The sequence below is a fragment of the Endobacter medicaginis genome (assembly GCF_014192375.1).
GTDB classification, from domain to species: Bacteria; Pseudomonadota; Alphaproteobacteria; order Acetobacterales; family Acetobacteraceae; genus Endobacter; species Endobacter medicaginis.
Genome location: NZ_JACHXV010000041.1, coordinates 1 through 6,881 on the forward strand (window position 1 = coordinate 1; position 6,881 = coordinate 6,881).

7 protein-coding genes and 1 pseudogene are annotated in these 6,881 nt (G+C 63.3%); 5 read left to right on the plus strand and 3 right to left on the minus strand.

The window, feature by feature from the left end:
- A pseudogene (locus tag FHR90_RS16700) lies at positions 1–82 on the plus strand (IS5/IS1182 family transposase); the annotation flags it as partial.
- On the opposite strand, the gene FHR90_RS16705 reads toward FHR90_RS16700, so the two are convergent.
- The 3 genes from FHR90_RS16705 to FHR90_RS16715 form a co-directional block, all read right to left on the minus strand.
- The gene (locus FHR90_RS16705) at positions 66–1,118 is read right to left on the minus strand and encodes a hypothetical protein (RefSeq protein WP_218061968.1); all 1,053 of its coding nucleotides are present in this window, start codon (positions 1,116–1,118) and stop codon (positions 66–68) included. The pseudogene FHR90_RS16700 and the gene FHR90_RS16705 overlap by 17 nt on opposite strands.
- Positions 1,119–1,238: 120 nt before the next feature.
- Positions 1,239–2,267, minus strand: a complete 1,029-nt coding sequence (locus FHR90_RS16710) for a hypothetical protein (RefSeq protein WP_176622786.1) — start codon at positions 2,265–2,267, stop codon at positions 1,239–1,241.
- 8 nt (positions 2,268–2,275) lie between these two features.
- A complete protein-coding gene (locus FHR90_RS16715; RefSeq protein WP_176622788.1) occupies positions 2,276–2,830 on the minus strand; it encodes a hypothetical protein in 555 nt (184 codons plus the stop codon).
- Positions 2,831–2,954: 124 nt separating this feature from the next.
- Between FHR90_RS16715 and FHR90_RS16720 the strand changes: the two genes are divergently transcribed.
- The 4 genes from FHR90_RS16720 to FHR90_RS16735 are packed head-to-tail and all read left to right on the plus strand — an operon-like array spanning position 2,955 to position 6,850.
- Positions 2,955–3,548, plus strand: coding sequence for a DUF6088 family protein (locus FHR90_RS16720; RefSeq protein WP_176622790.1), 594 nt, complete (start codon positions 2,955–2,957; stop codon positions 3,546–3,548).
- The gene (locus FHR90_RS16725; RefSeq protein ID WP_176622792.1) at positions 3,541–4,560 is read left to right on the plus strand and encodes a nucleotidyl transferase AbiEii/AbiGii toxin family protein; all 1,020 of its coding nucleotides are present in this window, start codon (positions 3,541–3,543) and stop codon (positions 4,558–4,560) included. Before FHR90_RS16720 ends, FHR90_RS16725 begins: the two co-directional genes overlap by 8 nt.
- Before the next feature lie 18 nt (positions 4,561–4,578).
- Positions 4,579–6,363 (plus strand): ATP-dependent nuclease, encoded by a 1,785-nt coding sequence (locus FHR90_RS16730; RefSeq protein WP_176622794.1) that lies wholly within the window; start codon positions 4,579–4,581, stop codon positions 6,361–6,363.
- Positions 6,350–6,850, plus strand: a complete 501-nt coding sequence (locus tag FHR90_RS16735; protein ID WP_218061969.1) for a UvrD-helicase domain-containing protein — start codon at positions 6,350–6,352, stop codon at positions 6,848–6,850. The genes FHR90_RS16730 and FHR90_RS16735 overlap by 14 nt, the downstream gene beginning before the upstream one ends.
- The last annotated feature ends 31 nt before the right edge of the window (positions 6,851–6,881 follow it).

Below are 6,881 nucleotides of genomic sequence, written 5' to 3' on the forward strand. Positions count from 1 at the left end.
CATCGCTACCCGATACGATCGCCTCGCCATCAACTTTCACGCAGCAGTCTGCATCGCAGCCGTCGTCAGCTACTGGTTATGAGTCCCAGCCCTAGCGCGGTCTTGCCGGAACCACGCGCGCCGATGATGGCGACGAGTCCGGGGTTGAGCGGAATCGAGGGCGTGGCGGCCCAGCCGGCGTCAGCGAGCGAGACGTGGGAGATTACCTGTGAAGGCATCGCCGTGCGCGGCGGTTCGACGGCGACATGAGCGCGACCCTCGGGATCGATGCACGCCTGGCGCAGCGCGTCGAATTCCAGTCCGCCCTTGATCCACGAATACCGATCTTCGACCGGCTGGCCGACGGTCTGCTGATCATGCGCATCGCTGCCGTGGAGGCAGGGCTTGCAGCCGCCATAGCGTTCGCGAAGCTGATCGAGCGTCACGCCCCGGCGTCCGCACCAGAATTCGCGCTGGGCCGGGCTGCTCGAAAAGATGATGTGGGCGAATTTCTCGATTTCCTGGCGCATCGTCGCGTCGGCGGCCTGCCGCAGGCCTGACGTGCCGTCGCCGGCGGCGCCCGCAACCGCGATCAGGATGTTCGCCTTCGCCCAATCGCTTTCGCGCATGACGCGGCGGAGCTGGTCGAAATTGACTTTGAACTGTGTCGCGCCGTGGGCGAGCGCGGCCCGGTCGTCGATGATACTGGTGTCTGCCTTCTTGCCCAGCGAGATCAGGTCCTGGCGCGTGCAGTTGAAGGTGTCGCCGTGCGCCTGGAACTGGAGTCGCTGCAGGATGCGGTCCAGCTCCTCGACATGCCGGGGATCTTCCGGGCTGACGAGAAGGTGAAGGTTGACGAAGCCGGTCTTGGCGGCGACGTCGAGGCGCAGTTCGACGTTCGGGAAAATGAGCTGAACGCTGGGCAGGCGGCCCGCTGCCTTGTACCTCAGCACTTCCTGATAGATGTCCGTCAAATAATAGTCCGTCACCGCGATCGCCTCGATCTTCGGCGTGGCGGTTTCCAGGGACGTGAGATAGGTCTCCCACGGCGTGCCCCCGCCGAACTGATTGTTCAGTACGGTGCCCGGGGCGTGAATATGTGGCTCCCAGCGCCGCCATTCAGATCCGCGACCGATCATGCTTCCTCCTTTGTCCCGGTCGTTGTCCGCCCTGACGGTCGTGCCCGGTCGATGTGTTCCAGCCCAGAGATGATGCGCCGAGGCCGCGCACTCGTCGGCCCGATGCAGTAATTTGAAGGTCTATCGACTCACGCGAAAATCCCAACCCAGTTCGTTTCGCTGATCATTCAGGCCATCGGAGTAATCGTGAAGAACATCTCCAACCTGATGTTCGTCGAGGGCGCACGGATTCTCCAGGGCCGTCTGATCCCAGCCCACATTCCAGATCGTCAGCAGTTCGGGTTTCTCGCTCCAGCGCGGCAGGAAGAACGTGATCGCCATCAGGGTAGAGAATTGGCGGAGAATACCGACCTGAGTCTGGTGGCCCGCCAGATTGCTTTTGCCATCGAACTCCGGAAGCGAAAGGATCTGCTCCCCGGGCAGGCCGAGCGCGATCTGCCAAAGTTCGCCACTTACACAGCTTTCCGCCGGAGGTCCGGCGTGGAAGAAGACGGGCAATAGGCCCGAAGGGCCTTGCGCGATGCTGCTGAGGCGGCCGAGATCGACGACAAGCACGGTCGGGCCGTACTCAATCTGGCCGGGCTTGATGTTGTTGCTGATCTTCTGGATCGTGTCGTCGATCCGCGCGATGGAGCCTGCATTGGGCAGGTGGCCTGATATCTCCAGCGGCTTGCCGAAGTGAATTCCTGGTTGCCGCGCGCGTCCGTCCAACTCGGCCGCGACCTCCAACGCCTCGTGACCGATTTCCTTGTGACGCCGCAGCGGTTCGGCGATTTCGAGGGCCTTGACCTCGAAATAGAGTTCGCCTGCGCCGTGCGAATAGCGGAAGTCTGGCCGCTTTGCCTTATGGCCGCCGGTGCCTGGCGTGCGCTCCAAAACGACGCCGCGATCCTTCATTGCCAGATAGAAAGACGCTTCGGAGTAGGCCTCATAGGCCTGCGTCATCTGGACATGGTCCTCGGGTGCGGTCACCGCCTTGAGCTTGGCGCGCAACTCACGATCCAGGGATGAGAGCGTCGTGTCGGCCGCCGCGTCGGAAACGATCCTTTCGACCTCGTCCCGCGTCATCATCATGATGGGGACCGAAAGGGTCAGGCCTGAGAGCAACTGCGAGACGCGGATGAATTCGTCGATCGATGTCGTCGACATGTCAGACCTCACGCGCGCCGCAGCATCCGCTCGACGCGGACGCGTTGATAGCCATTTGAATGCACTTGCTGGCGTAACTGGCTGATGTCGCGGACGCCGAAGGCCACGGCGGCTTTGATTGGGCTGGCGAAGGTGGCGTAATAGGTCCAGCGCGCGTCCTCGGGCAGAAAAGCGTTCTGGCGACGGTCGGTGATGACGACGTCGCGCGGATCGCCGGTGTTGCGGAAGGCGTGGAAGGTGAACCAATCCGGCCGGCGATAGCGCGCGGCCTTCGTAAAGGGCACCGACTGCACCTTGACGTCGCCCTGGTCGAGCACCCAGCCGCGTTGCTCCAGAATCTGGCGCACCATGTGGCCGATCATCTGCTTGACCCGATCCGCCAGCACGTCCTCGCGGAACGCTTCGAGAAGCCGTTCCTCGATGCCCTCGACGGCGGGTTTGCTCAGTTCCGAAGCCGTCTCGAGGCGGGCGACGTTTTCGCGCAAGATGAGAAAGGCCCAAAGCTGCTGGCCGAGCTCCGACGCATACAAGGACGCGAACTTTTCCGGGTTGTAGACAAACATGGCTGATCTCCAATTCAGGCAAATATGCCCGGTCATAAATGTCCGGTCAAGGGCGGCCTCCGTTATTGCAGTCGCGCCTTGAAAGCTGTCAGAAAACCGAGTATATTTCTGACAGGAGATCGCCATGCAACGACTGACCGAGCAGATTCTGTCTTACGCGGGGGGCTTGCCGGAAGGGGCGCCTGTTTCCGCCAAGGGCCTGCTGCATCTCGGGAATCGGGCTGCGGTGGATCAGGCATTGTCGCGCCTCGTCGAACGCGGCCAGCTTATGAGGGCCGGTCGCGGCGTTTACCTGCGTCCGATTTCAAGCCGGTTCGGGATCAGATCGCCTTCGGTCGAACAGGCGGTCGAAGCGCTGGCCAGTCAACGCGGCGAAGTCATCGTACCTAGCGGGGCGGCCGCCGCGAACACGCTCGGGCTCACGACGCAGGTGCCGGTCAGATTGGTTTACCTGACCTCTGGTCGCAGCCGCACGATGAGCCTGGGAAAGCAAGTGGTCGAGCTTCGGCACGCGCCGCGTTGGCAACTCGCCTTGTCCAATCGGCCCGCCGGTGAAGCCGTGCGGGCGCTCGCGTGGCTCGGGCCTGAAAAGGCGGAGGCTGCGCTTCAGACGCTGAAGCGCAGGCTGCCTTCGACAACCTTCCAGGAGCTGGTGGCGGTGGCGCCGCAGCTTCCGACGTGGCTTGCGCGCAGTGTCGGAAAGGCCGCGCATGGCTGACGTGTTTCTCCGACTGTCGGCGTCGGATCGCCGTGACGTCCTGGGCATTGCCGCCGACAAATCAGGTCGGCCCGCGCATCTGCTCGAAAAGGATGCCTGGGTCGTTTGGGCGCTGTCGGCGCTCTACGACACGGCGCTGGGCGAGCACCTTGTCTTCAAGGGCGGCACGTCGCTCTCGAAAGCCTATGGCGTGATCCGGCGCTTTTCGGAGGATGTCGACCTCACCTATGACATTCGGGCGATCGCGCCCGACCTTGTCGGCGAAAAAGGCGAGGCCCTGCCGCAGTCGCGCAGCGAGGAAAAACGGTGGTCGAGCGAGGTGCGAAAGCGGCTTCCTGAATGGGTGGCCGGAACGGTCCATCCGACGATCGCCGGGGCTCTGGAGAAGGAGAAACTCGCAGCGACGGTTCGCGCCGACGGCGAGAAGCTTTTCATCGACTATGAAGCGACGAGCGCGGGTACGGGCTACGTCGCTCCGAGCGTCATGCTGGAATTCGGCGCGCGCTCGACCGGCGAGCCGGCGAGCGAGCGCGATGTTGCCTGCGATGCATCTGGCCTGGTCGAGAATGTGGTTTTTCCAACTGCCCGGCCGCGGGTGTTGCACGCGGAGCGGACCTTCTGGGAAAAGGCGACCGCGATTCACGTCTTCTGCCTGCAAGAGCGACTGCGCGGCGAGCGCTTCGCCCGCCATTGGCATGACGTGGTGCGATTGGACGAGGCAGGCCTCGTCGAGGCGGCGTTTGCCGATCGGGATCTGGCGGATGCGGTTGCACGACACAAGGCGATGTTCTTCGCCGAGAAGGCGGCCGATCGTGAACCGATCGACTATCTGGCTGCTGTCCATGGCGAACTGCGCCTCGTGCCTGCGGGCGATGCGCTGAAGGCGCTCGGGGACGACTACACTCGCATGGTCGAGGATGGCCTGCTGCTCGATGACGCTGAATCTTTTGAAACACTGATGGCGCGCTGCGCCGACATCGCCGGGCGGGCCAATCGCGGCGATCAAGCATAAGAAGCAGGGGGAGAAAGTGTGCGCATATCACGCGTAAGAATAAGCAATTTCGCAAACTTCTCGGACATTGATGTCGAGACGGGCGACAGCATTGTCATTGTCGGCGAGAACAAGGTCGGCAAGAGCAACTTCATCCGCGCTCTGCAACTGATCCTGGACCCCGGCCTGTCGGAGCGGGACCGTCAGCTCGGGCTCGAACATTTCTGGGATGGCCTTGGCGAGGACAAGCTCGGCGAGACCATCGAAATCTCTGTCGATTTGACCGATTTCACCGGCGATCCGCGCCTGATGGCACATCTCAACGACTGCGTAGTGGACCCGGGACCGCCCATGGTCGCGCGTCTCACATATCGCTTCCAGCCGAAGGCAAATCTCGGCCGCGAGCCGGAGAGTCTGGCCGACTACGAGTACGTCATTTTCGGCGGTGACGACCCCGACATGGCGATCGGCTCGACGTTCCGCCGGATGCTGCCGCTCGATGTTCAGGTGGCGCTGCGCGACGCCGAGAAGGACCTGGCGAGTTGGCGAAACTCGCCGCTGCGGCCGTTGATTGAGGAGCTGGCGACCTCGCTCGACGAAGATGCGCGCGAGGAAATCCAGCAGCAGGTCAATGACGCTCAAGCCGAGCTGGCTGGACACGCCGAGGTAGTCGCAACCGCGCAACGGATCAGCGATCGTCTGATCGCGATTGCGGGCGAGCAGCACGCCGTCCCGCTGACGCTCGGCCTGGCTCCGACGCGGGTTGACGCGCTGCTGCGCAGCCTGCGGCTACTGATTGACAATGGCGCGCGCGGCATTGGCGACGCCAGTCTCGGCACCGCCAACCTGATTTTTCTGGCGCTGAAGAGCCTGGAGCTCGATCGACTGGTGACGGATGGCGAGCGCGACCACACCTTCTTGGTGGTCGAAGAGCCCGAAGCCCATCTTCACCCGCATGTGCAGCGGCTCGTCTATCGGTACTTCCTCGGCGGGGCTGCGGACGCACAGGAAGACGCGCCACCGCTCACGACCATCCTCACGACGCACTCACCGCACATCGCGAGTGTCACCCCGATCCGCTCCGTCGTCCTGCTCCGGCATGACGGCGGCGAGGACGCGACGACTGCGGTGTCCACGGCGACGGCGCCGCTGACCGAGCGGGATGAGGCGGACCTCCAGCGCTACATCGATGTCAGCCGTGGCGAGATTTTCTTCGCGCGAGGCGTGATCCTCGTCGAGGGCGATGCCGAGCGGTTTCTCATCCCTGCGTTCGCCGTGGCCCTGGACATTCCCCTCGACATGCTCGGCATCACCGTCTGCTCTGTGGGGGGCACCAATTTCACACCTTACGTGAAGCTGTTGGGTCCGCAGGGTCTGAATATCCCGCACGTCATCTTGACGGATCGAGATCCCAACGGTGCGAGCCATCCAAGGGTTCGGCGGCGCCTGATCAATGTGCTCGAACTGCTCGAAGAGGGCGTCAATTATCGGCGTCTGGACGCGGACGCCGTGATCGCTCGGGCCGAACCGTTCGGCTATTTCGTCAACAGCAACACGCTCGAACCGGAGCTGTTCACGGGCGGCCTCGCCGAAGCGATGCAGGAGATCATCGAGGAAGAATTGTCCATCGGCGACGAGACCCGAGCGGCGCTGCAGGAGTGGGTGGACGATCCCGACGACCTTGATGAGGACCGCCTGCTGGCCCTTATTGAACGCATTGGAAAGGGACGCTTCGCGCAGGCGCTAGCGCCGCACGTCGACGATGATACGTGTCCGGCTTACATCCGGCAGGCGCTGGAGCATATTCGCGATGCCCTTGCGTAGTGTCAGCGCCGCCTATCTGGCCCACGCGGGCGATCTGGCCAGCAATCCGGGTCAGCAAGCGGCCTACGATTCGATGGGACATTGCGTCGTGCTCGCCGGGCCTGGGAGCGGCAAGACCAAAACGCTGGTGCTCAAACTTGCTCGGATCATGGCCGAGGACGTGGGCGCGCCCCGTGGCGCGGCATGCATCACCTACAGCCAGGAATGCGCGCGCGAACTGACGCGCCGACTGGAACGGCTGGGCTTGCGGGAAGCGCCGAACCTTTTCATCGGCACCGTCCATGGTTTCTGCCTGAGACATCTGCTGATGCCCTATGGTCGGCTTGCAGATCTGCCGGTGCCGTTTCCGCTTGCCGTCGCCACGCAACGGCAGGCCGATCAGGCGATGAAGCGGATTGGCGACAGGCTTTTCGGCGTGGGCCATCCTCCTCCGCCCCACGGTTGTTTGAGACACTCCGTTAGCGGACGGTCTCCGCCTCAGGGGTGAGGACGATGACGACGAACACGGGAACGATTGC